At 67.0% G+C, this 22,581-nt stretch carries 21 protein-coding genes; 12 read left to right on the forward strand and 9 right to left on the reverse strand.

Annotated features, from left to right (window positions below):
- Positions 1-38: 38 nt before the first annotated feature.
- Complete coding sequence (locus VI480_RS08260) at positions 39-2,696, reverse strand: class I SAM-dependent methyltransferase (protein WP_323672353.1); 2,658 nt, start codon at positions 2,694-2,696, stop codon at positions 39-41.
- 480 nt (positions 2,697-3,176) lie between these two features.
- On the opposite strand from VI480_RS08260, the gene VI480_RS08265 reads away from it, so the two are divergent.
- From VI480_RS08265 to VI480_RS08280, 4 genes are all read left to right on the forward strand, one after another.
- Positions 3,177-3,980: a hypothetical protein gene (locus VI480_RS08265; RefSeq protein WP_323672354.1), complete on the forward strand. Its 804-nt coding sequence runs from the start codon at positions 3,177-3,179 to the stop codon at positions 3,978-3,980.
- A gap of 372 nt (positions 3,981-4,352) precedes the next feature.
- On the forward strand, positions 4,353-5,885 hold the full coding sequence (locus VI480_RS08270) for an ATP-dependent nuclease (RefSeq protein WP_323672355.1): 1,533 nt from the start codon (positions 4,353-4,355) through the stop codon (positions 5,883-5,885).
- A gap of 477 nt (positions 5,886-6,362) precedes the next feature.
- The gene (locus VI480_RS08275) at positions 6,363-6,524 is read left to right on the forward strand and encodes a hypothetical protein (protein ID WP_323672356.1); all 162 of its coding nucleotides are present in this window, start codon (positions 6,363-6,365) and stop codon (positions 6,522-6,524) included.
- Positions 6,525-6,731: 207 nt separating this feature from the next.
- Positions 6,732-7,301, forward strand: coding sequence for a Uma2 family endonuclease (locus VI480_RS08280; RefSeq protein ID WP_323672357.1), 570 nt, complete (start codon positions 6,732-6,734; stop codon positions 7,299-7,301).
- Positions 7,302-7,458: 157 nt separating this feature from the next.
- On the opposite strand, the gene VI480_RS08285 is transcribed toward VI480_RS08280, so the two are convergent.
- Positions 7,459-7,746 carry a DUF1330 domain-containing protein gene (locus VI480_RS08285; RefSeq protein ID WP_323672358.1) on the reverse strand — a complete coding sequence of 96 codons (288 nt, stop codon included), beginning with the start codon at positions 7,744-7,746 and terminating at the stop codon, positions 7,459-7,461.
- 55 nt (positions 7,747-7,801) lie between these two features.
- Between VI480_RS08285 and VI480_RS08290 the strand changes: the two genes are divergently transcribed.
- Positions 7,802-8,668 (forward strand): enoyl-CoA hydratase, encoded by an 867-nt coding sequence (locus tag VI480_RS08290; RefSeq protein ID WP_323672359.1) that lies wholly within the window; start codon positions 7,802-7,804, stop codon positions 8,666-8,668.
- 25 nt (positions 8,669-8,693) lie between these two features.
- On the forward strand, positions 8,694-9,221 hold the full coding sequence (locus VI480_RS08295; protein ID WP_323672360.1) for a pyridoxamine 5'-phosphate oxidase family protein: 528 nt from the start codon (positions 8,694-8,696) through the stop codon (positions 9,219-9,221).
- Positions 9,222-9,245: 24 nt separating this feature from the next.
- Here VI480_RS08295 and VI480_RS08300 read toward each other — a convergent pair whose 3' ends face one another.
- A complete protein-coding gene (locus VI480_RS08300; protein WP_323672361.1) occupies positions 9,246-10,466 on the reverse strand; it encodes an aromatic ring-hydroxylating dioxygenase subunit alpha in 1,221 nt (406 codons plus the stop codon).
- 47 nt (positions 10,467-10,513) lie between these two features.
- Here VI480_RS08300 and VI480_RS08305 point away from each other — a divergent pair, with 47 nt between their 5' ends.
- Positions 10,514-10,996, forward strand: coding sequence for a VOC family protein (locus VI480_RS08305; RefSeq protein ID WP_323672362.1), 483 nt, complete (start codon positions 10,514-10,516; stop codon positions 10,994-10,996).
- A 4-nt stretch (positions 10,997-11,000) separates the two neighbouring features.
- Here VI480_RS08305 and VI480_RS08310 read toward each other — a convergent pair whose 3' ends face one another.
- Complete coding sequence (locus tag VI480_RS08310) at positions 11,001-12,638, reverse strand: aromatic ring-hydroxylating dioxygenase subunit alpha (protein ID WP_323672363.1); 1,638 nt, start codon at positions 12,636-12,638, stop codon at positions 11,001-11,003.
- 90 nt (positions 12,639-12,728) lie between these two features.
- Here VI480_RS08310 and VI480_RS08315 point away from each other — a divergent pair, with 90 nt between their 5' ends.
- The 4 genes from VI480_RS08315 to VI480_RS08330 all read left to right on the forward strand — a co-directional run bounded on the left by VI480_RS08315 (position 12,729) and on the right by VI480_RS08330 (position 16,450).
- Entirely contained in the window at positions 12,729-14,009 is a 1,281-nt protein-coding gene (locus tag VI480_RS08315; RefSeq protein WP_323672364.1) for a geranylgeranyl reductase family protein, read from the forward strand.
- 40 nt (positions 14,010-14,049) lie between these two features.
- Positions 14,050-14,898 carry a bifunctional 5,10-methylenetetrahydrofolate dehydrogenase/5,10-methenyltetrahydrofolate cyclohydrolase gene (locus VI480_RS08320; RefSeq protein ID WP_323672365.1) on the forward strand — a complete coding sequence of 283 codons (849 nt, stop codon included), beginning with the start codon at positions 14,050-14,052 and terminating at the stop codon, positions 14,896-14,898.
- Between the two features lie 132 nt (positions 14,899-15,030).
- Positions 15,031-16,020 (forward strand): malate dehydrogenase, encoded by a 990-nt coding sequence (locus tag VI480_RS08325; protein ID WP_323672366.1) that lies wholly within the window; start codon positions 15,031-15,033, stop codon positions 16,018-16,020.
- Positions 16,021-16,126: 106 nt separating this feature from the next.
- Positions 16,127-16,450 (forward strand): helix-turn-helix transcriptional regulator, encoded by a 324-nt coding sequence (locus tag VI480_RS08330; protein ID WP_323672367.1) that lies wholly within the window; start codon positions 16,127-16,129, stop codon positions 16,448-16,450.
- A 43-nt stretch (positions 16,451-16,493) separates the two neighbouring features.
- Here the strand turns inward: VI480_RS08330 and VI480_RS08335 are convergent, their stop codons facing one another.
- Together VI480_RS08335 and VI480_RS08340 are read right to left on the reverse strand one after the other, a co-directional pair.
- The gene (locus tag VI480_RS08335) at positions 16,494-16,895 is read right to left on the reverse strand and encodes a type II toxin-antitoxin system VapC family toxin (protein ID WP_323672368.1); all 402 of its coding nucleotides are present in this window, start codon (positions 16,893-16,895) and stop codon (positions 16,494-16,496) included.
- Positions 16,892-17,140, reverse strand: a complete 249-nt coding sequence (locus VI480_RS08340) for a FitA-like ribbon-helix-helix domain-containing protein (RefSeq protein WP_323672369.1) — start codon at positions 17,138-17,140, stop codon at positions 16,892-16,894. Before VI480_RS08340 ends, VI480_RS08335 begins: the two co-directional genes overlap by 4 nt.
- Before the next feature lie 150 nt (positions 17,141-17,290).
- Between VI480_RS08340 and VI480_RS08345 the strand changes: the two genes are divergently transcribed.
- Positions 17,291-18,439, forward strand: a complete 1,149-nt coding sequence (locus VI480_RS08345) for an FAD-binding oxidoreductase (protein WP_323672370.1) — start codon at positions 17,291-17,293, stop codon at positions 18,437-18,439.
- Here VI480_RS08345 and VI480_RS08350 read toward each other — a convergent pair.
- The 3 genes from VI480_RS08350 to purN all read right to left on the reverse strand — a co-directional run bounded on the left by VI480_RS08350 (position 18,421) and on the right by purN (position 22,524).
- Positions 18,421-20,217 (reverse strand): D-alanyl-D-alanine carboxypeptidase/D-alanyl-D-alanine-endopeptidase, encoded by a 1,797-nt coding sequence (locus tag VI480_RS08350; RefSeq protein WP_323672371.1) that lies wholly within the window; start codon positions 20,215-20,217, stop codon positions 18,421-18,423. The genes VI480_RS08345 and VI480_RS08350 overlap by 19 nt on opposite strands.
- A gap of 61 nt (positions 20,218-20,278) precedes the next feature.
- Positions 20,279-21,871 (reverse strand): bifunctional phosphoribosylaminoimidazolecarboxamide formyltransferase/IMP cyclohydrolase, encoded by a 1,593-nt coding sequence (purH, locus tag VI480_RS08355; protein ID WP_323672372.1) that lies wholly within the window; start codon positions 21,869-21,871, stop codon positions 20,279-20,281.
- Complete coding sequence (purN, locus tag VI480_RS08360; RefSeq protein ID WP_323672373.1) at positions 21,868-22,524, reverse strand: phosphoribosylglycinamide formyltransferase; 657 nt, start codon at positions 22,522-22,524, stop codon at positions 21,868-21,870. The genes purH and purN overlap by 4 nt, the downstream gene beginning before the upstream one ends.
- Between the last annotated feature and the right edge of the window lie 57 nt (positions 22,525-22,581).

Here is a 22,581-nt window from a genome sequence, read left to right on the forward strand (position 1 = left end):
GATCGCCCTCGCTGTCACGCTCATCATCGTCATCAAACTCATCGACCACCGCGACCGCTGGCAACCCCAATGACCCACCTATCGGCGCTCGCTCTAAGCTCGGCTTCTCGAGCGGCGTCCACGATTCGAGCGTGGAGCGCGGAGTCTGGATCGAAGGCCGGTACCGGGACGTGTTTGAGGGGGTTGGTATCGAAGTGGAGTTTCGAGGTCTTTGACTCTCGCCACGCGTCTTGCAGGCACTCTGCGTTGAGCACGCCCGAGAGGTAGAGCGCTTCTTCAACCGAGGCGGCGACGTACCAATAGCACTTGTCGTCAGCAACGAGGTTGGCTGGCCCTCGGCAGGCTTTCAGCGTGTCCCCAGACTTGTTGTAGAACACCTTGCACTGCTGCTCGGAGGCTCCTGCCGCGAGCTGGTTCGTGAGCGTGCGCTGATAGTCGACGTTTTCCGACAAGGTCGCGCCGGCTGTTTTGGCTCGGTCGCGTGCGTAGCGGCTTTCGGCGATGGTCCAGTATTCGTGGGTGTGCGGCATTGACGACCGGAAGTCGGCGTCGTTCAGTTCCATTACTGCTCGGCGATGCTCGGTGAGCGGCGCGATGAGCCAGGCATCGGGCGAGCACACGAATGGCTCAAGTGTCTGCGAGCGTAGGGTCCGTACCAGCGCTGCGGTCTCGACGACGGCCTCAAAGCTCACGCCTGTCCAGGGTGGCTTCGTTGACGCCTTCGTGTGCACCGTGGCGGTGTCGTTGTCGCCAGGCTGTATCGGATCGAGTGCGAGGCACAGTCCCAGCGGCGAGGCCACGGCTCCGCGGCGGAAGCGGCGCGCATACGGCGACGGTTTGCTCTCGCGGCGCACGATCTCGGTCACTGTCGGGGCTTCGGGGTCGCCCGAGTACCGCAGCAGCATCGCATCTTGCCATTCGACGGCGGCGCCGCCGAGCCGCCTGCCGACGACGATGCAGGTGCCGTTGGGCGCGTGCCTGAACGGCGGCGGCTCCACGTCGTCGAGGCTTGCCACGTAGTCGAAGCCGACCCTCGCGCCGCCCCAGCTTCCCGAGCGCCATGACTCCCATGTTTGGCTGATGAGTGCGCTGCCGGGCAGAACGAGGCCGAACGCCCCGTCGTCTTCGAGGTACAGATCGGCTGCGCGCGCCGAGAACACCGACGCCAAGTCACCCTTCGCCGACCACCTCGCCTTCGGCCGCAACTCATAGCGCTCGCTGAGCGTCGCCAATTGATCCTTGCGTGTGCCCGCCGGCGTGTCGTTGGCGACCAGCCACGGCGGGTTGGCGACAATGGCCATCACCTTGTTGCGCGCCAGCGCGGACGGCGCGACCTGGTTGCCGATGTACCAGCGCCAGACATGATCGCCCTCGTCGGCCACAGCATCCGACAGCTGCGCCACCGCCTCGCTGAGCAACGCCTGCGTATCGGCATCTTCAGCATCGAGGCTGCTCTCGCCCACCGCAGCATCGACCAGCGTGCGTACCAGCACCTCAGCACGCGGCGACTCGATGACCTCAGCCGGGATGTCGATGCGCTGACCTTGGGCAGACGTCAGGCCGAGCGTGCCCTGCATGTTCTGCTGTGCCTGTTCTGAGTGCAGCAGTGCGTCGGCGAGATAGACACGCAGCGGCACCATACCGCCGGGCGGCAACGCCGTGGCCAGCGTCGCCTTGGCCATCTCGACGGCGACGGGATGCACGTCGAGGCCGGTCACCATCGCGGCGACGATCTCCCTGGTCCGCCCCGCAAGCAGCGGGTGCGCTGAACGGATGCGCTTGGCGACCGCTCTGGCAGACCAGAACAAGAACGTGCCAGAGCCGCAAGCTGGGTCCAGAATCGAGAACGCACCTTGTTCAGCAGCGTTGGAAGCTGGCCCGGCTTCAAGTGTCCGCGCTGCGGTTTCGATCGCGGCGTCCAGGCGGGCGGGGTCCTTCACGAGCACCTGATCCACGACATCATCTGCCAGCCAGTCCGGCGTGTAGTACTCGCCGAATTCCTTGCGGTCGTCACGGTCGATCAGATCGTGATACAGCTCTTTCAGCAAGTCCCGGTCTGCCGCGCGCCAGTCATACTGCGACACGCTGCTGGCCAAGCGCTCCAAGAGATCGACGCCCGCATCGAAATCGCCGAGCCAGGCGCAGAACCCGTCAGCGACAGCCTCGGGCAGCTCATCGATGAGCGACCCGTCCTGCGCTGCGAGCACGATCATCCGGGCCGCGACGACGAGCATCGTGTGCTCAGCGAAGTTGTGCGCCTGACCGATCGCGCCCGGCCCGACCAAACCAGACCCCTGAAGCGTGCGCCGCCACAAACCGAATTTCGTCTCATAGAACGGTTCGGTCTCAACCGTCGGCAACAGCACCCGCAATTCGGCCAGAAACGGATCGAACAGCGTCCGCAACGGCGACGGGGGTGCCGGCGCTCCGCGACGCTCCGGTGGTGCCAGATGCTCAACGACGAACTGGCCGAAAGCGCCCACATCGTCGGCGAAGACCAGCCCCTGAACGTGCGGCAACGCCACCAGGCTGCCCGCACCAGACGACCCGCCAGCCGCCGCTTGCCACTCCCAGCCCCACCACACACGGCCGTCGGTCAAGAATCCCCGCCAAGGCCGCTGGCTGCCGAGATCCAAACGACGATCCGCGAACGCCTCGACATAGCGAGCGACCTGACCGAACTGCGTTTCGCTCACTCCGCTCCTGAGACGCTCCGGGCCTGCTTCGCCACGGGCCTTCGTCTCGATGACGACTCGGTACTCGTGACACACCAGGTCAGCGGCACCAGTGCCCGCCCGCACCTCTAACGCATAGTCGCCAGCACCAAGCTCGGCCAACAGATTCGCCAGTCTGCGACGGATGTCCTGCTCGCCTACTGCACCTAACAGCGCCGCTAACTGCTTCCCGGCACGTTCATTGCTCGACATGGCATCCCTCCCGAAAATGCGACTGGTCCTCAGTCGAGCATCACTCTCGCGCCACGGTGTCACACCCAAGAGCGCACCGTACCGGCCCCCAGCATCCAGCCGGGGACCCTCAGACCACACCGGTTAGGCAAGCTTTCTGAGTATCACTGTCGGGCGGGTTCCGGACCGATGCTCCGGCGGAGCCTCCCGGCATTCGGCGGCATCGATCGGGCTCCAGGAATCGTATTGCTGACCAGTAGAAATGCGGTCGTGAGCAAGATCAAGACCGTCTCGATGGGTGACATCAGGGAGCAATTCGAGTTCGTCGACGATCCTGACGTGCTTCAACGAGCGAAGAGGAACCCGGCGCTGTGGGCGGCGCTGGACTGGCTGCGTCCGTCCAACTGGCGCGGCAGCGGACTCACTCCCGATCAGGTGCTGCCGATCGCTGCCGAGAGCGGCATTCCCGTCGCCTGGGTGCCGCCCCGCGCAGTTCTGATGGAACTGGCAGCAGCCGAGCCGAATCGCCGAGTGGCCGTGCTCATGGCGAACGAACAGGCCGTGCTCAACCACTGCAGATCGGTACTCGCCGAGTGCGACGATCAAGAACTGCGCGACCCTCAAACGCTCGCCGGTCGGGCCCAGCGTGCATACGAGACCGGTCACTACGAAGCGGCGATGGCGCTAGCCGTCGCAGTCGCGGAACAGCCGGCGATCTGGGCATCAAGGCGTCGCGTGCTGGCATTTCTCGACGACGACGAGCGAGCGGCGTACGAGAAGGCAGAACTGGCGAAGTACACGCTTGCGCGAAGCGAACTCGAAGTGCTTCAGGCCCGAAGAGCTGGCTCGCGCACGAAGGTGCCGCGCCGCGCACTGCTGTCGCCCATCCCGAAGTTCTTCCAAGGCTTCTACCCCGAGCAAGGCGACCCGATTCCCGAGACCGTGTCGCGGCACGCGACCGTTCACCAGCCGACTGTCGATCACCTCACACGAGAGAACTCGCTTCTGGCGATCATGCTGTGCATGTCGCTGCTTCGAGAGCAGCAGGCATGGATCGACGAGGTCCGGGATTAGGCATTCGTCGACAACCTCGTCGCATTTGGCGTCAAGGGGCAATTGCAGCCCGCGACCCTCTCGGCGGCGGTTCTACCTGCGTTTGCTGGCCCCTACGGTTGCCGTCGCGACACCCGGCGGTCGGAAGGTCCGATGCGAATCCAACAGCTCGACTTGTGGAACTTCAAGGCGTTCCAGAGGTTCACTGTGCGTCTTGGGTCCAGTGCGTTCTTGGTAGGGCCCAACAACGCGGGGAAATCAACCCTCATCGCAGCAGCGAGGGCCGCGGCAGGAATGCTGGAGCACGCGTCACGCAGACAGCCGACCGGGTCCCGAGCACACGGTGAACGCCGAGCACGCACACACTCGCTCCGCGCCGATCAGTACGGCTTGGTGACCGAGAATCTGCGCCATCAGTTCCGCCCCGAGGAGTCGGTGGTGTCGATGCGCACGGAGTGCGCGGGGCGCGCGGACACCGACCTGATTCTCACCGGAGTTTGGCCTGATGAGGATGACGCCGTGCCGGAGCCGTACTTCTATCTGCGTCGGCCTGACGAGCGGCCGATAGTGCGGCCGGCAGATGTTCGAGAAATGACGGGACCGATCGGCATCGTCCCCGGCCTCTATCCGCTGAACCGCACCGAGTCGGTGCTGGACGAGGCGTACGTGCGGTCCAGTTTCCAAGGACGCAGGTCCAGCCAGCACGCTCGGAACCAGCTGCTGTTGATCAAGAACGGTGGCGAGTTCGAGGAATTCACGGAGTTCGTCACCGAGCGGCTCCCCGAGATCGAGGAACTCTCCGTCGAAACACGTGAAGGCGAGAAGCCGGGTTACCGAGAACTCGACGTGTTCGTCCGAGAGCGCGGCGACAGGACGCCGAAGGAGCTCTACTGGGTCGGCGACGGCATGCAGATCTTCGTGCAGATCCTGACCCATCTCTGGCGTCTGCGGTCGGCAGATGTGGTGATCCTCGATGAGCCTGATCTCTATCTGCATGCCGACCTCCAACGACGCCTGGTGCGATTGCTCGACTCGACAGAGGCACAGACGATCACTGCGACCCACTCGTCCGAGATGCTCGCAGAGGCGCCTTCCGAGTCGGTCGTGTGGGTCGACAAGTCCCGCCGCAGAGCCGTGCGTCGGCCGCAGGCTGCGTCACAGGAAGACCTGTCGACGCAGATCGGCTCGAGCTTCAACTTACGCCTCGCCACGGCCCTGCGTGCCCGCACAGTGGTGTTCGTCGAGGGCGACGACATGTCCATCATCCGGGAACTCGCGAAGACGGCCCACGCCGATCATCTGGCTGGCGAGCGCAACTGCGCGGTCATCGAGATCGGGGGCTTCACCAACTGGGTCCAGGTCGAGCCCTTCCAGTGGTTCGTCTCGGACTTCCTTCAGGGTTCCGTTGACGTGCATGTGCTGCTCGATCGCGACTATCGGGCCGATGCGGACGTCGGCGACGTGCGCTCGCGTCTCGAAGCAATCGGGGTCCACGCTCACGTTTGGCAGCGCAAGGAACTCGAGAGCTACCTGCTGGAGCCAGCGGCACTGACACGCGTGTCGAACGCACCGGCGCAGTTCATCTCGGACCAGTTGGCATCGATCACGGACGACATGACCGAGAGGGTCCTTGCCCAGTTCGGCAAGGAACGGCACTTCCTGAGCCAAGCCGCCAAGAAGGACATTGCCAGCACCTTCAGCGAGACGAACACCGAACTCCGGCCACTCGCAGCAGACCCCGTCTGGCGCCTCCACAGATACCCGGCCAAAGAGATCCTGAAGGCACTGAACAGGACTCTCCAAGACGCCGGACACAACACGGTGTCGCCGAAGACGCTCGCACGCCGACTGCATGAATCCGAGATACCCCACGAAATGCGCAACTGGCTGACCGAGGTGGACAGCAGCATCAGCCGTCAGGCATAGGTGCCGTGCCGATGTGCAGCCTTCTGGCAGCTCACTAGGAGTCGGCCGGAATTGCACCAAGTGTGCCCAAGCCAGCCAGCAGACAGCGTGCTCACGATCTGCCGCGCTACAAGTTTGGTCCCTCCCGCGAGCGGAGGCCGGTGTACCCACTGCCAGCAGACTTCCAATGGGAAGGGCGAGATCAGAGATCAGCCTGCAGCGAAGGGAATACAGATGAAGCTCTGGACTCGGCACGACAGCAGTTGTGCAGCCTGTCTCGGTACCGGGGTCAAGGCGAAGCGCAGGGAGCGATTCGCGTATCGCTACTTCGTGATTGTCAGTGAAGCCCAGAGAGGGACACCTTCATCGACCGGCAATGGCGGGCAGAGTGGACACGGACTCAAGTACCGGGTTGCTCGGCGTGCCGACAGCAACGGCGGTGAAGAGCTCTACATCGGAGACAACAGCGTTGAGGTCCTGACGTCCTGTGGCCGTTTCGTGAACGACTTCATGCGAGGGCGGACCTTCGCATCGGACCGCGAGGCCGATCGGATGGTGGAGCGGCTGGCGAGCGGCCTGCCGGTCTTCATCACGCGCGCTGCGGCGGTAGCGGCCACCGTCGGAGTGGTGCTGCCAGCTTGGCTTGCCGTCTTGCTATGACGCGCTGGGTCTGGCCAGCGCAGGCGCAGCTCCGCCAGAAGCTCAGCACTGCTTGTGGGTAGCAGCAGATCCGCCCGGGCGTGGGGAATCCGTTTCGCTGGTGGATTGCCGGGGCGCGAGAATGGCGGGGCAGCATCTCGACCGTCGTCGTCAATACGCTCACGGTGTAGAGTCGGCGCCCGAAGTGATGAAAGGCATTCAAATTAAATGAAGACTGCCGTTCAACCCTCCCCGACTACGTTGCTCACCGCCGACGACTTGTTCCAGCTCGACGACGAGGTGCGCGGTGAACTCATCCGGGGAGTGTTCTGCGAGATGACGCCCCCGGGTCATGAGCACGGGCGGGTCGTTGCCGTGCTCACCCACGCACTCGTCGCTCACGTCGAGGTGCGCCAGCTCGGCGTCGTCGTCGCTGGCGATTCAGGTGTGCATCTCGAGCACGATCCCGACACGGTCCGCGCTCCCGATGTCGCATTCACCTCGGGCGAGCGGCTGCCCATGGGTCGGGCCATCCATGGTTATGCCCAGGTTGTCCCCGATCTGGTGGTGGAGGTTGTCTCGCCGTCGGACCGGCATGCTGATGTTCGCGACAAGGCGCGCATGTGGCTGAGCTTCGGAGTGCAGCTGGTGTGGGTGGTGTTCCCGGCTGCGCGCACGGGGGAGGTATATCGCGCCGGTACCGAGGCCGTGGAGACGCTGACCGAGGCCGACAGCCTCGACGGCGGTGACGTGCTGCCGGGATTCACCTATCCGCTCAGTCAGCTGTTTGCGGACTGAGCGAGGTTGCGGCGCGGCCCGTCGCCCTGCCCCAGTGGCCGCACGTATTGGATCACATGCGTCTCATCCGCAGATGAGCGATCCGTCTCCTCGCTGTCCTGCCGTGTGAAGGCAGCGTCGTTGAGGCGGAGGTGTCTGAGCGGTCAAGCCAGCCTGGTCAGCCCATGCCGTTGGCGAGCACTGCGCGGCCGTTGGTGGTTGCTCCCAATCGGATGCCCACAACGGCTTGGTAGTCGTCCGACTCGTACGCCGCCCGAGCGGCCTCCATGGTGGGATATTCGATGACGACCGTTTGCGCCCCGGCGTCGCCTTCCTTGATGACCGACGCTGGGTCGAGCACCAACAGCTTGCCGCCGCCCGCCATGATCGGGGCGGCGCCACGCTGGTACTCCTTGTACTTGTCGGGGTCGACGACGTCATAGTTCGCGATGAGATACGCAGGCATCCGACCGGTCTAGCAGGCCACGCCCTGTGTCGCCGGGTGTGGCTACCGTGAGCCCATGAGCGAAGCAACTGCCCCATCCCCGGACGGCTACGAGCGGATCACCTACGAGATCCCGGCCGACGGCGTGGCGCGCATCATGCTGAATCGTCCCGAGGCTGCCAACGCGCAGGACAAGCTGATGCTGTACGAGTTGACCAGCGCGTTCGATGCGGCGGCTGCCGACGACGACGTGAAGGTCATCATCTTGGGCGCCAACGGGAAGCACTTCTCCTCTGGCCACGACCTGCGCGACCGGTCAAGCTTCGACAGCTTCGACACCGTCGGACCGGTGGCTGGCTTCGGCAAGCCGGGGGCCGAGGGCTGGATGTCGACCGAGCAGGAGATCTACATGGGCTTCTGCGCCCGGTGGCGCGACATCCCCAAGCCGACGATCGCGCAGGTACAGGGCAAGGTGATCGCCGGTGGGCTGATGTTGGTGTGGCCGTGCGATCTCGTCGTGGCCAGCGACGACGCCACCTTCTCCGATCCCGTCGTGGCGTTCGGTGTGAACGGCGTCGAGTACTTCGCGCACGCATTCGAGCTGGGCGCGCGCCGGGCCAAGGAGTTGCTCTTCACCGGCGAGTCGATGTCTGCAGCGGAAGCTCGCGACATCGGCATGGTGAACCGGGTCGTGCCTCGCGACGAGTTGTCTGGGGCCACGCTCGACTTGGCCGTGCGCATCGCCTCGCGGCCCTCCATGGGGCTCAAGCTGGCCAAGATGTCGGTAAACCAGTCCGTCGATGCGATGGGCTTCCCGCAGGCGCTGCAGCAGGCATTCGGCCTTCAGCACGTCGGTCACGCGCACAACCAATGGGTGCACGGGATGCTCGTCGATCCGACCGGTGCCGAGGTCATCCGCGCCGACGCCAGCGCCGGCCGCTGATACCGCCGTCGAACGGAGCCGCACCGTGACAGAGGAATCTCCAGAGATCCATCCCGAAGAGAACTACGAAGACGTCACGGTGTACGACCTCGACGCCGACGTCGAGGAGCAGCTGCTGCTGGCACACAACGAGTGCACCTTCATCTGGGCGAACCGTGAGGGTTGGCCGGTGGGCGTGATCATGTCGTACGTCTGGCGAGACGGCCGCTTCTGGCTGACTGCGTCGAGCCAGCGGGCGCGCATCAGTGCTGTGCGACGTGATCCGCGGGTGTGCATCGTGGTCACCAGCACCGGCTCACCCATGCCGCGCAACAAGGCGATCACGTGGAAGGGCACCTGCACGGTTCACGACGACGCCCAGACGAAGGCGTGGTTCTACCCGGCCTTGGCCTCGGCACTCTGGCCCGGCAACGAAGCGGGCCAAGCCGCGTTCGTCTCATTTCTGGACTCGCCCCGGCGGGTGATCCTCGAGGTGGAGCCGACCCAGCGCATCGGCTACGACGGCTCGAAGATGGCCAAGGCCACCTCCCGCTGGCTCGCATCGCGCAGCTAGCGCTGGCTGTGTTTTCGCTTCCAGCTAGCGCTGGAAGGAAATCTCCGCAGCGCTGAAGAGATTGGCGAAGTCGTCGTCGGTCTCTGCGGCCACGAGGCGATCGACCCAGCCGTGGAAACGCTGACCACCGGCCTCGTTGCGACCGAAGAAGAACTCGGTCTTGGCTCCGGTCTTCACCGCCCGCTGGATCCGGTTGCCGTTGTAGTAGTCCTCGTCGCGCACGACATGCAGCAGAAACGCCTTCTGGGCTTCGATCAGCCCGTCGAGCTGCTCTGAGAGCTCGAACGTGGCCAGGAAGTGTTGAACCGTGCGAGACGTGTCTGGAGTGTCGCCGGGGAACAGCGTCGAGATCATGTACATCCGCCCGCCGCCGGGAACGCCATCGGCGCTCACCTGGAACCCGGCAACCGAGGTGTGCGGGAAGATCGTCCACACGCCGTCGGTCAGCAGGTCGGCGGGCCAGTCGTCTTCGGGAAGGTTGTCGAGCGCGAGGAAGCGGCGGTCGGGCGAGGTCACCCGCTGGTGCGGGCCCCAGGCGTCGTAGATGGCCTTGTTGGAGTAGCCGGGCCCGAACGACTCCCGGTGCAGGATCGGCAGGTGATAGAAGTCGAGATAGCCGTCGTAGGCCACCTTCCAGTTCGGGCCGTCGACACTCTGGCTGCCCACGTAGGCACAGTTTGCGAACTCGTGGTGCGCCAACATCTCGCCGTAGCCGCAGAGGTAGGCGTCGATGTCGAAGGGCACCCCGGGGGTCAAGGCGCCGAAGATGATGCCGGCTCGCTCGGCGACGGGCAGCGGCGCGAGGCCATGGCAGTCCGGGTCGAGGTCGCCGAATTCCTCACGGTCGAGGATGCCCACCAGCCGGCCTTCGTTGTCGTAGCTCCACGCGTGGTACGGGCAGGTGAAGCGGCGGGTCGTGCCGGTTCCCTCCTGCACGACGATCGAGCCGCGGTGGCTGCACATGTTCACGAATGAGCGCATCTGGCCGTCGGCGCCCCGTGACAGCAGGACGGGCACGCCTGCGACCTCCAGCGCCTTGTAGCTGCGGGGCTCGGGCAGCTCGCAGGTGAAGCCCAGCGCCAAGGGAGTGCGCTTGAACACCCGCGCCATCTCGAGTTGCCAGCGACCGGGGTCGTAGTAGTTGGCCGCCGGCACCCGGCCGATGTCGCCGGCCAGCGGAACCGTTCCTGCACGGGCGTGCTGGAGCGTCCTGCGTGTGAGTTCGACAAGCGTCTGGCGGCTCATCCGGACACCCCCTGCGCGAGTATGGCCGCGTTCGGGAGGACTGTCCGATGATCGACTACCAGCGGCTCTTCCACACGGGGATCCGGGTGCCAGACCTGGATGCGGCGATGGCAGAGATGGGCGAGACGCTGGGCGTGAGCTGGGCGTCGGTGCAGCACAACGCAGCGCAGCAGGTGTGGACCCCGCAGCAGGGTCTCCAATCGGTCGAGCTGACCTTCACGTACTCGCGCGAAGGGCCCCAGCATCTCGAGTTGCTGCAGGGCCAATCGGGCACGATCTGGGACGGCTCGGACGATCCGGGCGTCCATCACGTGGGCGTGTGGGTCGACGACGTGGCTGCGGAGACCGAGCGTTGCCTGCATGCCGGCTGGAAGGTTGCCGCAGCGGCCGCGCCGCCCGACGACGGCTACGGCGTGTTCGCCTACGTCGTGCCCCCGAGCGGACCGATCGTCGAGCTGGTCTGGTCGGCGATCGAGCAGCGCTTCGAGTCGTGGTGGTCAGGCGGCAGGCTCGGCAGCGAGCGCGACTAGGAGCTCAGTCAGAAGTTCCGTTCTCGCGCGTGGCCACGCCCACAGCGGTTTCCGGGGCAGCAGCCACCGCACCCGTCGAGCGATCGAGTTTCGGCGCCAGCCGTGCGAAGTAGTGCTGGTAGAAGTGCCGGATCTTGGTCTCCTGGTAGGAGGCGAAGATCACCTCCTGCTGCTCCTGGGCCCGCAGGCCCTGCTGTACCAGCGGCAGGTTGAGCGAGTCCTGCTGGAAGATCTTGGCCAGCGGCCCCAGCTCAGGCGCCAGTGTCCAGTCGTCGTCGAAGCCGAGGTGGCGCATCTTCGCCGGTGCCGGCCGATCGGCCGGATCGGGCGGGGCGAGGGGGAACAGCATCACCTCGAAGATGCACTCCTGGGGGTTGTCGCCGTTGGGCCGGAACCGGTACATGATCGGGTTGAAACAGCCCCACGGCGACCAGTTCGGGAACACCGAGAAGAAGATGGAGTCGATGAGCTCGGCGTCACTGACGGCCCCGACGTCGATGGCGTCACCCACCTGCCGTTGCACTTGGGCCCGCTTGCGATCCGCCAGCCATCCCCTCACATTGGTCACCTCCGGCGGCGGATGGGGCGTCATCAGCGGCATCTCTTCCAGGCCCGGCGGCAGCGGGCCGCCGATCCACTTGCACAGGTGCGGGTCGGCCTGGGTCTGTGCACCGTCGAGGTGGTTGCCGTGCTCATCGAAGGTGCTGACGTTGCCGTCCAGGTCGGTGACGGCCACCTGCCCGTCGTCGTTGCGCTCGTAGATGTGTCCGCTCAGCGGATGTCGCCAGCGGCCGTACTCCTTGCCGTCGTCGATGCGTTCCCAGCGGGGCTGGCCGTCGAGATGCGGGCTGGGCACGCCCGTGGCGGTCATGGCCCGGCTGTAGTTGCCGAAGACGTCGTAGCGGCTGTTGGCGTCGCCGAGCGACTCCATCAGCGTCGGATGCGTTGCCACCACGTGGTAGCTCTCCATGAACGCCTCTTGGCACGTCTTCCAGTTCATCGGCATCAGCTTGGAGACGTGCGCCGCCTTGTACCGGCGCTCGAACGGCACGAATGCGAAGTGGTCGGCCAGGTCGCCCAGGTAATCGGCGAGCGGCGCGGCGTTGCGGTCGGGGTTGATGAACACGAAGCCGTGCCAGGTGCCGACCAGGGCTTCGGGCAGCCCGTAATCGGCCATATCGACATCGGGGAAGTCCCACTGGCAGGGGATCTCCCGCATCGAGCCGTTGAGCTCCCAGCACCAGCCGTGGAAGGGGCAGCGAAGGCTGGACGCGCCCCGCCCGTGGTGCTCGCGCAGCTTGCGGCCCCGGTGCAGGCAGGCGTTGCGGTAGGCCTTGATCTGGCCGGGAGCGGTGCGGACGATCAGGAACGACAGGTGTGCGATGTCGTAGACGTGGTAATCGCCGACCTCGGGAATCTCCTCCGCGAGGCAGGCGAGCTGCCACGTGCGGCTCCACAGCCGCTCGACTTCAAGGTCATGGACATCTTGCGCGTAGTACACGCGGGCCGGCACCCGCGTGTTGCCCGGTGTGTGCTCGCCGACTCGCCGCAACACCTCCGACACTGGGTGCGTGTCGTTGTCGAACAGCTCGTCGTAACTGATCCCAGCCGAGCGGTTGGCGCCCGTCAGCGTTTCGGTCATGAGTGCAAGCTAGATGCTGATACCCGGGCCTGAGCGGGGCGAGGCCGCGCTGCGCGAGCGATCCGGTGCTGGCGGCGGCAGGCTGTAGCGGTGCCGCACCGGGACATGATCGTGATCGGGGCCGGTCCCGCCGGTGCGGCGGCGGCCATGCGTGCTGCAGGCGCCGGCATCAAGGTGACGGCGTTCGAGAAGGCTCCTGCCGGTCGCGACAAGGTCTGCGGGGACGGCCTGACGCCGCGGGCGGTGGCCGCACTGGACGAGCTGGGCGTGTCGCTGGACGAGGCGCACCGCATTGCGGGGCTGCGGATGATCGCCGGACGGCAAGTGCGCGAGCTGGACTGGCCGGCCAACGGGCAGTTCGGCCCCTACGGGGCGGTGTGGCCCCGCCGCCGCTTGGACAGCGCGCTGTGCGACGGCGCGGCCGCCGTCGGCGCCGAGCTGTGCTTCGGCACTGAGGCGCTGCCGATCATCGAAGACGGCCGGGCGGTGGGGGTCACCGCCGGGGGCGAACGCTGGACCGCCGACTTGGTGGTGCTGGCGGCCGGTGCCCAGGGCCAAGCCGCCCGGATGCTGGGCGCGCTGCGCGATCCCGACGAGCCGTTCGGCTTGGCCATCCGCACCTACGCCGAGACGCCTCGCCACGCCGAGGGGTACCTCGAGGCCTGCCTGACGCTGCGTGATGCCGAGGGCACCGCGGTGCCCGGTTACGGCTGGCTGTTTCCCGCCGGCGACGGCACGGTCAACATCGGCGTCGGCGCGCTCAACACCATGAAGGGCTTCGCCAATCTCAACCTGAACCGGCTCTGCGACAGCTACCGCGATCTGGTGGCCGAGAGCTGGCAGCTCGGCCCGTACCTCGAGCGGCCCCGGGCGTGGCGCCTGCCCATGAGCGCCACCAAGCGGCACGGCCCCGGCTGGGTGGCCATCGGCGACGCAGCAGGGCTGATCAACCCGATGAACGGCGAGGGCATCGACTACGGCCTCGAGACTGGGATCCTGGTTGCCGACCTGTTCGCCGAGGATCCGCCCGCGGTTGCCGACACTTACGACCGGATCGTGGCCGAGAAGTTCGACGCCTTCCTGCGGACAGGCCGGCGGTTCTCGTTCCTCATCGGCCACCCGCGCATCCTGCGAGCCGGTCTGCGACTGGCGGTCGGCACCGACGCCATCGCCCGCCTCACCTTGCAGGTCATGGGCAACCTCATCGACAACGAGACCCCTGGCACTGCGGGCCGAGTGCTCAACGCCGCCGACCGCGCCCTCGCTGCGGCCTCGCCCACCCTGCGCAAGCTGCACCAGCGCCGCACTGCCCGCATTCCCGCTTCGCGCAGGACTGCTGCGGCCGGGCCCGCTCCGGCCGAGGACGCCTGAGGGCGAGCGTCCCGGCGCAGCGCTACTACGGTGGCAGCCCGTGACTGCGGTGCTATTGGACGGTCAGGCGCTGGCCGAACAGATAAAGGACGACCTGCGTATCCGGATCGCCCAGGAAGGCTTGCAGCCGGGGCTCGGCACGATCCTCGTCGGCGACGACCCGGCATCGCACAGCTACGTGGGCGCCAAGATCCGCGACTGCGGCGAAGTGGGCATCGCCTCGATCCACGAAGAATTCCCGGCCGACATCACCCAGGCCGAGCTGGACGCCGTGATCGAGCGCTTCAACAACGACCCGGCCGTGCACGCCTACATCGTGCAGCTTCCGCTGCCGCGCCAGCTCGACGAGGAAGCGGCGCTGCTGGCCATCGATCCCGACAAGGACGCCGACGGCCTGCACCCCGTGAACCTGGGCCGGCTGGTGATGGGCGTCGACGGCCCGCTGCCGTGCACGCCGCGCGGCATCCAGGTGATGCTCGAGCACTACGGCGTGCCGGTGGAGGGGCGACACGTGGTGGTGGTGGGCCGGGGGCTCACCATCGGCCGCCCGATGGCGCTGCTGATGGCCCTGAAGCGGCCGGTGGCGAACGCTGCCGTCACGGTCGTGCACACGGGCGTCGCCGACCTCGGCGCCTACACCCGCGAGGCCGACATCGTCATCGCGGCGGCCGGTGTGCCCGGTCTCGTCACGCCCGACATGGTGAAGCCGGGTGCAGCGGTGGTAGGCGGCGGCATCACCCGCGAGGGCCGCAAGATCCTCTCCGACGTGGACGAGTCGGTCGGCGAGGTGGCCGGCTGGGTGACCCCGCGCCTCGGCGGCGTCGGTCCGATGACCCGCGCCATGCTGCTGGCCAACACGGTCGACGCTGCCGCTGCCGCGACCGGCTGAGACGCAACCGAACCCAGCGCGCCGGTGTGGCTCGATTTGGACGGCGGTGACACGGGTGCAGTTGCCGCAAGGCTGCGCTAGAAACGCACGCGGCCGGGGCGGGTGCCCGGCGCGTCGAACCAGGAGAGCGCAGTGAACGATCCCGTACGTGTTGCGGTGACCGGTGCAGCGGGCCAGATCGGCTACAGCTTGCTATTCCGGATCGCCTCGGGGGCCATGCTTGGCCCCGACCAGCCCGTCGAGCTGCGGATGCTGGAGATCCCCCCGGCGATGGGCGCGCTCGACGGCGTGATGATGGAACTCGACGATTGCGCGTTCCCGCTACTGGCGTCACGCACCGGCACTTCGGATCCCAACGAGGCCTTCGAGGGTGCCGACTACGCGCTGCTGGTGGGCTCGATGCCCCGCAAGGCCGGGATGGAGCGCAGCGATCTGCTCGAGGCCAACGGCGGAATCTTCACCACCCAGGGCAAGGCGCTCAGCGATTCGGCCAACCCGTCGGTGCGGGTGCTGGTGGTGGGCAACCCGGCCAACACCAACTGCCTCATTGCCATGCGCAATGCGCCCGGCATCGCCGACGGGCAATTCACGGCCATGACCCGCCTCGATCACAACCGTGCCGTCGCCCAGCTCGCTGCCCAGGCCGGCGTGTCGGTGAACGACGTGACCCGTATGACCATCTGGGGCAACCACTCCGCTACGCAGTATCCCGACATCTTCCATGCCGAGGTGGGCGGCCACAACGCCGCAGCCCTGGTGGACGATCAAGCGTGGCTGGAGGACGACTTCATCCCCACCGTGCAGCAGCGCGGCGCGGCCATCATCAACGCCCGCGGCGCCTCGTCGGCGGCGTCGGCGGCATCGGCCGCGGTGGATCACATGCGCGACTGGGCGTCGGACACGCCCGGCGGCGACTGGGTGTCGATGGGCATCCCGTCCACCGGCGACTACGGCGCCCCCGAGGGAATCATCACCTCGTACCCGGTCACCGTCGCCGGCGGCCAGTACCACGTGGTCACCGGCCTCGAGCTCGACGAGTTCAGCCGCGCTCGCATCGAGGCCTCCTGGGCTGAACTGGTCGACGAGCGAGACACCGTCGCAGGCTTAGGCCTCCTCGGCTGACCCCTCAAGTGCGAGCGCCGGCCAGGCGCTGCATCGTCAATGGTGCACAAGTGGTTTAGCTGCGCATAAACTGCTTGGCGAAGGCGCAAGGCGATCAAGGCTGCACATGAAGATCACCGACACCAGCAGTTCGGATGACTTCGAAGAGGTCGACGATGTCCTCGACGGATTCAACCTCACGCACGCCGAACGGTCCCGGATCGAGGACAGGACCGCTGGCCTGCTCGCCTTGGACTCCTGCCTCAGAGATCTCCGCATCGCCGCAGGAATCCGCCAGACAGACGTGGCACGGGCCATGGACGTCACCAAATCCGCTGTTTCCCAGCTCGAAGCCCGCGGCATGCTCGATGCCAAGCTCAGTACGTTGACCCGATACTTCGCTGGCCTCGGGTATCAGATCGATATCACCCTCACCCCCATCGACGCCTAACGCTGGGGCGTGAGCTATTCCGCTTCTGCTCAACACCCCGGGTTCAGCTCAGCTGGACGTGGTGAATGGCGATCCCGAGATTCGGCGCCCGCGTCAACTTGGCATCTGCGGTCAGCAGCGGCGCATTGAATGCCGCGGCCGTGGCCACATACATGGCGTCGTAGGCGCTCACGTTCTGGCGGTATTGCCATGCGGAGCGCGTGAGGACTCGATGTGAGATGCGATTGATCGGCCAAGCGGCAAGATTGTCGAGCAGCCTCTCGGCCTGATCTGAGTCAAGACGCTGGGCACCGACGTGTCTGCGAAGCGTCGACATGACCTCTGCGTCGAGAAGCTCCGGCGCATCGATGTGCGCATCAGAGAGCATGTCGCCGAGCGTCAACCCGACGGGTGACCGGAGCAAGTACTCGACAGCAGCGGAGGCATCTATGACGAATCGACTCATGTGACGTAGCGACGCGCGAGTTCTTCGTCACGTTCGCGCCGAACCTCAGCGAGTACCTCTGCGGCGCTGATGCCGAGGTCGAATGTCGGGCTTGACTCCCAGCGCTCCTGCCATTCGGACCGCTCGAGTTCGCGCTCAAGCGCCTGCAGCACGACCGCGCTCATCGAGCAGTTGCGCTGCTGGGCGCAGCGCCGCAGTCGCTCGTGAAGTTCCTCAGGCATGTTCCGGACCTGGAGATTCGCCATTGCATGAATCTAGCATGAATGCCTCATGCATACTGCCTGCACCCGACGGGACAAATGCTGTGTGAAAAATACTGAAATTCACTTGCCGAGTGAGGCGCGCATCGTCGTTTCGAGCATCATGGTTTTCCGGGTGCGGGAGGGAGCTGGCCAATGAACGACGCGTACGACGTCGTTGTCGTCGGTGGGGGAATCGCCGGCATCTCTGCTGCGTACGCACTGGGGCAAGACGGTGCGCGGGTTGCGGTTGTTGAGCGCGAGGCCACGTTGACCGCCCACAGCACGGGGCGCTCAGCCGCGCAGTTCCTGGCTTCCTACGGCGAACCGGCCAACCGGCGGCTGAGCGCAGCGTCTCGCGCGTTTCTCGACTCGGACGCTGACGGTCTGGCTGACCGTGCCGTGCTGATCCCGCGCAATGTGCTGTGGGTAGCGCCCGACGGGTTCGACGGTCACCTCCAGGAGCGGATCGAAGCCAACCAAGTCACCGTGACCGAATGCGAACTGCTCGACGTGGAGCGCACGGTCGCAATCTGCGCTGCGCTCGACCCGGAATGGCTGGCCGGGGGAGTGATCGAGTACGGCGGCTTCGACATCGATGTCGCAGGTCTTCACCAGGCCTACGTGCGCGGTGCACGCGCCGAGGGCGTGACGATTCTGCGGGAACGCGGCGTGCGAGAACTCCGGCAGCAGGGCAGCGACTGGCGTGTGGAGACATCGGAGGGACGGCTGAGCTGCAGTGTCGTGGTGAACGCCGCGGGTGCTTGGGCCGACGAGCTTGCCGCCGTGGCAGGTGCGCAGGCTGTCGGGATGCGTCCATTGCGCCGCACGATCTTCACGTTCTCGACCAGCTTCGACGCCGAAGACTGGCCGTTGGTCATAGCGGCAGACGAGAGCTTCTACTTCAAGCCCGAGGGACCCGGCCAGCTCTTGGGTTCACCAGCCGATGAGCACCTCGACGGCCCCTGCGATGCGCGGCCACGCGAGGTCGACGTGGCCCGAGGTATCGAGGCGGTCAACCAGGCAACTCGGTTGGACATTCGCTCGATTCGTTCGAAGTGGGCCGGCCTGCGGACATTCGCACCAGATCGTGTGCCCGTCGTCGGGTTCGACCCCGTGGTTCCCGGCTTCTTCTGGTGTGCAGGCCAAGGCGGCACCGGCATTCAAACGGCACCGGCGATCTCGACGCTCGCGGCGGCGCTGATCTCAGGTGAGAACCCGCCCGAAGACGTTGCAGCACTCGCGTCGTTGCTGAGCCCGCAGCGCTTTGCTGGCGTGGCGGCGGTTCAGCTCGAGGGGCCGTAGGTGTAGCGGCCGATGGCGTCGAGCGTGAGCTGACGCAGGGCGTTGCAGCTTCCGATTCGGATGATCAGCGGTTCGTTGGCGATCATGGCGAAGGTGAGCACGTCGCCGTTGGGCGCAGTGCTGACCCCGGCGATGGCCGAGCTGTCGTTGAGCTGACCGCCTTTGGCGAAGACGGTGTTCGCCGGGCCTTGTCCGTTTCCGGGAGACCGCGGCCCGCAGCTCTGCAGCGTCGGGGTTCGACCTGCGATCGACAGCGAGGTCGCGAAGCGGGAATCACTGCCCGCCAACAGCAGCAGCCGTACAGCGGCCTCGCAGCTCATGCGGTTGTGAACCGACAGCCCCGAGCCGTCCACCAGGACGATTTCGTCGGCCGTTGTTCCCAGCAGCTTGCCGAGCGCGGTGCTCGCCGCTTTCGCGGAGCCCGCCCGCGACGAGTCGCCGCGGTGCCGGCCGATCTGCTTGAACAGCATCTCCGCTGGCGTGTTCTCCGAGTAGCGCAGGATCCGCACCAACATCTCGGCGACCGATGGCGAGGTGATGCTGCCCAGATCGGTCGAGTCGCCCGCCGCGGGGGCGCTGCCCGAACGCGGCCGGTGACGGATCACCATGCCGCGCGCTTCGAGCAAGTCGTCGAAGTTTGACGCTGCTGCTTGGGTCGAGTCGGCGCTGCGAGTGTGGCTCCGCCGGTCGATGGCGTAGGGCGAGTAGCCGTCGTTGATGATCAGCCCCGACAAGACGCCCACGAAGTTTCCCGACAGGTACGACTGCTTCCAGATCGCCGGGGTCTCCGGCGTCGCGCCCGGCAGGGAGTGCGAGGTGTAGGTCTGCTCGCCGTCGGCGAACCACGATCCGTCGCCGACGATGGCGCCCTCGATGGTGTCGATGCCGTGAGCGTCGAGTGCCGCCATGACGCTGTCTGCGAGCTGGGTCACGTCGGTGTAGGGGCGCGCGTCGGCGATGCGGTTGATGTAGCCGGGCGTGGCCAGCACCGGGTCGCCGCCGCCGATCAGGTACAGGTCGCCGCGCAGCACGCCGTCGCTGACCGCATCGAGCGCGTCGGCGTCGGCAACCACCCGGGTGGTGAAGGTGGCGTCGGCACCCAGTTCGCTCAGCGCCACCGCGACCGTCGCAAGCTTGGCGAGCGATGCCGGCAGCAGCGGTGTGTGGGGCTTGTGCTCGAAGATCGGCTCGCCGTTGCGATGCAGCGACATGCACATGTCGTCAGTCGCTTCGCTGGATCGCAGCGCTGCCGAGAACTCGGTTGCCAGCCGCTGCTGCCAGGCAGGCGTGCTGTCGCCGGTACCCGCATCTGTGTCGTCGGACCCGCTGGGGTCCTCGCCCGCTGCGAGCGCCGACGCAATGTTGCCCACGGCGGTTGCGGTCTCCCAGCGATCCGCGCCGTAGACGCGGGTCGTCTTGCGGCCCAACAGCTTCGCGTTCGGCACGGCTGCGGGCCCGCCGACGACATAGCCGCCGGCCGATGCTGTGGCGAGCCTCTCCTGCTGGTCCTGCGGGAACGGGTCATCGCGGCCCCCGGCCAGCACGATGCAGCTCTTGGCGTCCAGCACACCGGCGAGCAAGACCGCCGCGTAGATGTCGGACTGTGCGTCGGCATCGGATACCACGATCACCGGTACCGCACCGGTGCAGTCACCCAGCACCTCGGGCGGCGGCAGCGTTGCCGATCCGCTCGCTTGCGCACCGGCGCTCGCGGGCGACAGTCCCACAAGACTCGCGACAACCAGCGCCGCTGTGATTGCTTTCGATGTTCTTGCCACTAGTGCCTGCTGTGTTCGATGGTTTCGCCACTAGTGGCGACTGTGCCTGATGGTCTCGCCACTAGTGGCGAAACTGCCGCTCGCCGGTGAACAGCATGGCCAGGCCGAGCTCGTTGGCCCGGGCGATCACGTCGTCGTCTCGCAGGGCACCGCCCGGCTGCACAACCACGGCCACACCGGCCTCAGCGGCGGCCTCGACGCCGTCACCGAAGGGGTAGAACGCGTCGCTGGCGCAGGCCCCGCCCGCAGCCCGCCCGTCGGCCTTCGCAGCAGCGAGCTGGCCCGACTCCACCCGGTTCTGCTGGCCGGCGCCGATGCCCCACGCCGTGCGGTCGCGCGCCAGCACGATCGCATTCGACATCACATGCCCGCAAACGCGCCAGGCGAAGCGGGCATCGGCCAGCTCGCTCGCGGTGGGCTTGCGCTGCGTGACCACCTGCCAGTCCTCGGGCGCCGAAGCGAACGTGTGGGGCGACTGCACCAGCCAACCGCCGTTGATCTGCCGCAGCGACACGCCAGCCTCGTCGGGCCGTGGCCCCTCCAGCACCCGGGTATTGCGCCGTTTCGCCTGGAGGCGCTCCACCACGCCGTCCTCATAGCCGGGCGCGATGATCAAATCGGCCTGGGCCGCTGCCTCGATGCGCTCGACCGTATCGAGGTCGACGATCTTGTTGAACGCCACGATCCCGCCGAAAGCCGAGCGGGCGTCGCAGTCGTAGGCCCGCTGGTACACGTCGGCAAGATCGTCGCCAGCCGCGGCGCCGCACGGATTGGCGTGCTTCACGATCACCACCGCCGAGGAACCCTCGGCCTCGCCGAGATCGTGCACGATCCGCCACGCCGCATCAGCGTCGAAGTAGTTCAGGTAGCTGAGCGCCAGCCCGCTGTGCTGGTAGGCGTGGTCCCACCAGGTCGGCTCGCCGACCGGCCGGTAGCGGGCGCCGAGATGGTGCGGGTTCTCGCCATAACGGCATTCGTCCACCCGTTCCAGCGCCAGGTGCACGGTCGGCGGCAAGGGAGCGGGCTCGGGCGATTCGCCGGCCCCCGCCACACCCGCGGCGTCGCCTGCGGCCGGCTTGTCCAGCCAGTTCACGATCGCTGCGTCATAGGCAGCCGTATGGGCGAAGGCGGCCCGCGCCAGCCGCCGCCGCGTGGCCGCGCTCAGCCCACCAGCACCCGACTCCCCCGTCGCGCCCGATTCGGCCAGTTCCTCCAGCACCGCCTCGTAGTCGGCCGGGTCCACCACCACGCCCACGCCGCCGCCGTCGTCGCCGTGATTCTTCGCAGCAGCCCGCACCATCGCCGGCCCGCCGATGTCGATCAGCTCGGGCCCCGGGTCGGACCGGAACGGGTACAGGTTGCACACCACCAGGTCGATGGCCGCAATGCCGTGCTCGGCCAGCGACGCCAGGTGCGCCGGCTTCGACCGGTCAGCCAAGATCCCGCCGTGGATGCGCGGGTGCAGCGTCTTCACCCGACCGTCCAGCATCTCGGGACTGCCGGTGACGTCCTCCACCGCCAGCACCGGCACCGCGGCCTCGGCCAGCGCCGCGGCCGTCCCGCCGCTCGAGACGATCTCCCACCCGAGGCCCGACAGCCGGGTCGCGAAGTCGACCACGCCCGTCTTGTCCCACACCGAGATCAACGCCCTCATCGGGTCTGTCCTTCCTGCCTGCATTCGAGTTCGACTTCCCGCAGGCCCGTCGCGTCCTCGCCGGCGCAGCGCTCCAGGAACGCCGCAATCGTGGCCGGGTAGAGCTCCCGTTCCACCGCCTTGATGCGCTCGTGCAGGCTGGCTTCGTCGTCGCCTGCCAGCACCGGCACCGCTTGCTGGGCCAGCACCGGGCCGGCGTCCACCTCGGGAATCGCCACATGCACGGTGCAGCCCGACTCGGCGGCCCCGGCGTCCAGCGCGTCGCGCACGGCGTGCCAGCCCGGGAACGCCGGCAGCAGCGAAGGATGGGTGTTCAGCACCCGCCCCCGGTAGCGCCCGTCGTCCCATGCGAACAACGACCCGTCCAGCACCGTGCCGAAGCCGGCCATCGCCACCACGTCCACGCCTCGCTCGGCCAATACTGCGGCCAACTCGCAGCTGTAGCCCTCCCGGTCGAAGCGCCGCCGTCCCGGGTCACCGCCCGCGGCCGCCCAGTCCGAACGTGCCACCAGCGCTGTTTCGATTCCGGCATCGGCGGCAATTCCCAGCCCCCGGCAGGGCCGATCGGCCCCCACCAAGTCCACCGGCAGCCCCACACCGAGCATCGCTTCGAGGATGGATCCGGTTCCCGACACCAGTACCGCCAGCCGCACGGCGCCGAACCTACGCGCCCCGCGCGCCGACGGCGCGGTACGCCGGCTGCGGCGGCT

The sequence above is a fragment of the Candidatus Poriferisodalis multihospitum genome (assembly GCF_028283155.1).
Taxonomy (GTDB): Bacteria; Actinomycetota; Acidimicrobiia; order Acidimicrobiales; family Poriferisodalaceae; genus Poriferisodalis; species Poriferisodalis multihospitum.